Annotated in this window: 3 protein-coding genes; all 3 read left to right on the top strand. The window is 74.7% G+C overall.

Translation table 11 applies throughout. The annotated features are described in order from the left end of the window. Positions 1–184 precede the first annotated feature (184 nt). The gene (locus P1P75_RS40970; RefSeq protein ID WP_319264980.1) at positions 185–892 is read left to right on the top strand and encodes an LPXTG cell wall anchor domain-containing protein; all 708 of its coding nucleotides are present in this window, start codon (positions 185–187) and stop codon (positions 890–892) included. Between the two features lie 23 nt (positions 893–915). Beyond that, positions 916–1,719, top strand: coding sequence for a hypothetical protein (locus tag P1P75_RS40965; RefSeq protein WP_319264977.1), 804 nt, complete (start codon positions 916–918; stop codon positions 1,717–1,719). After that, on the top strand, positions 1,716–2,644 hold a 929-nt coding region (locus P1P75_RS40960; RefSeq protein ID WP_319264974.1), incomplete at its 3' end, for a hypothetical protein. The genes P1P75_RS40965 and P1P75_RS40960, both read left to right, overlap by 4 nt.

Below are 2,644 nucleotides of genomic sequence, written 5' to 3'. Positions count from 1 at the left end.
GCCCGCTTCCCTCAGGCCCCGCCACACCCGCCCCGTCCCCACCATCCGCACGCCGGATCGTCACAACTCCGGCGTGCGGCTTCTCTTCCTTCCTTGCGGTGCCGGGCGTACCTTGACGGCCCTATCTGATGAGCCGTCAGTAAATGGCGTGTTCGACGAGCGACCTGTCAGGAAAGAGGGGACCGTGTCGTACCGGAAGCCAACCGCCGTGCTCGCGACTGCCGCGGCCCTGGCCGGGCCGGCGGTGTGGATGGCCGCCCCCGTGGCCAGTGCCCAGGTCGTCGACGTCAACTACGCCTGCAAGACGCCCATCGGCGACAAGAGCGCCGTCTCGCCCATCGACATCAAGGGTGTCCAGAGCGGCGGCACCTACAAGATCACCATGTCCTGGCAGAAGGGCGTCTCCTCCAGCCCCGTCGAACTCGGCAAGGGCGCGATGAACCCGAGCGCGACCATCAAGCTCGGCGGCGCCGACAGCGGCACCCTGAACGTCAGCGGGCCCGCCAACCAGGAGGCCATCCCGGCCGACACCCCCATCAAGATCAATGACCTGAGCGGCACGTACACGCCGAAGAAGACCGGAAAGGTCACCTTCACCGCCGGTGTGCTCACCATCAAGGCGCTCGGGACGACCACCACCTGCACCCCCACCAGGAGTCCCGCGCCCTCGCTCACCCTCGACGTGAAGGCCCAGGGCGGCGGCGGGACGCAGAACGACAGCGGCTCCGGCTCGACCGCGGGCTCCGGCTCGACCGCCGGCTCCGGCTCCGGCGAGCTGCCGCAGACCGGCCCCGAGGACTCCGCGATCGCCCTCGCCACCCTCGGCGGCACCGCCCTCCTGGCCGGCGCGGCGGGCACCCTGTGGCTGACCCGGCGGACCCAGACGCGCTGACCTCACCCCGTTGGGAGCCGCCGATGCCGTACGCCGCCGCCTGTGCCCTGCTGCTGACCCTGCCCGTCCTCCCGGTCCAGCCAGGCTGGTCCGCCGAGCCCGCCGGGCAGGGCAGACCGTCTTTCTACGCGGAGGGCGTTCCCGGTGCGGTGCTCCGGGACACCCTGGCCGTCACCAACCGCGGCACGCGGCCGCTCACCGTCCGGCTGCGCGCCACCGGCCTGCCGGTAGCCCTCCCCGGGACCGCCCTGCGTATCCCCGCCCGCACCCGCGCCGAGGTGCCCTTCACCCTGACCGTCCCCCCGGACGCGGTCCCCGGCGACCGCCCCGCCACGATCGTCGTACGCGCCGCGGACGGCAGGGAGTCGACGGTACGGCTGCTGCTGCGGATCGGTGGTCCCCGGCTGGCCGCGCTGACCGTCGAGCACGTGGCCGTCCGCTCGGGACGGATCACGTACGAGCTGGTCAACCGGGGGACGACGGTCCTCGTGCCGCGGCTCGCGGTGCGCGCGGACGGTGTCCTCGGCACCGCCTTGGACCGCGCCCCGCGCACCCTGCCCGTCCGCCTGCCGCCGGGCGCCCGGCTGAAGCTCGACGAGCCCTGGACCGACCGCCCGGCGCTCGACGCGGTGACCGTCCGGCTGACGGTGACCGCGTCCGGCGGCGCGCGGGCCACGGGCACCGCGTCGGCCCGGTTCGTGCCCTGGCGTACCGCGGCGGGGACGACGGCCGGCGCGCTGCTGCTCGCGGCGGCCCCCGTGGCCATGCGCCGGCGAAGGCGCCGTACGGAGGCCGAACTGCCGTGTACGGAGGTGGAGTCGACGTGAGAGCCACAGCGCGGATTGCGGCGCCGGCGGTGGCCCTGGCGCTGCTGGTGCTGACCTTTGCGGGGCCGGGACCGGCCTCGGCGGCCGGGACGCCCTCCGTGAAGCTGTCCGAGTCGCAGGCGGGGACGGGCGGTTCGGTCACCGTGACCGGCAGCGGCTGGCGGCCCCGCGCGCTGCTGATGCTGCTGATCTGCGGGCAGGCCGAACCGTCGAGGGGCGTCATCGGGGGCACCAACTCCTGCGCCAACGCCGACGGCCGGGCCGTCACCACCGACGCCGACGGCCGTTTCAGCCGCGCGCTGCCGGTGGCCGACCCGCCCGTACCGTGCCCCTGCGTCGTGCACGTGGCCACCGCGACCGGTGCGAAGGCGCAGGCCGACGCGGTGTTCCAGGTGGCCGGGCACGCCGTCGCACCACTGCCCGCCGAGACGGTGGGCGGCCGGCTGTCGGTCCTGACCGACACCGTGCTGGAGGGGTCCGGCGGAGTGCTCACCTGGTTCGGCGCGCCCCCCACCCGCACCCTGGTCTTCACGGTCGGCAACGTCGGCACCGCACCGGTCAGGGACCCGGTGTTCGAAGTCGGCACCGCCCACGGCGTGTTCGCGCCGCAGTGGGACGAGCGCCAGTGGCGCGGCACGGTCGCGCCCGGGAAGAAGGCCCGCGTCGAACTCCCCGTGGAACTCGCGGCCGGCGCGCACGGCGACTACACCGTCTCCCTCAGGTTCGGCGGCAAGGTCCTCGCCGAGCAGCCGTGGGGCGTGGGCCGTCCGTGGGGTGTGACCCTGTTCTGGGTCCTGCTCTGCCTGGTGGTGCCGGCGGCGGTGTTCCGCGTCGGCATGGCGGTGGTGGACCGCGTCCGGCCACGACCGGGCGGGGGCCGGCGGAGTACGGCCGCCCCGCGCAGGCACCGAGTGCCGCGCCCGGT

It is taken from the genome of Streptomyces sp. ID05-39B (genome assembly GCF_033794725.1).
Lineage (GTDB): Bacteria > Actinomycetota > Actinomycetes > Streptomycetales > Streptomycetaceae > Streptomyces > Streptomyces bobili.
The sequence above is the reverse complement of the archived record's forward strand: the minus strand, read 5'-3'. Positions and strand labels throughout refer to the sequence as shown.

What these genes read in the sequence shown, in the direction of transcription:
- P1P75_RS40965 (WP_319264977.1), top strand. Translation starts at nt 916, where the DNA reads ATGCCGTACGCCGCCGCCTGTGCCCTGCTGCTGACCCTGCCCGTCCTC.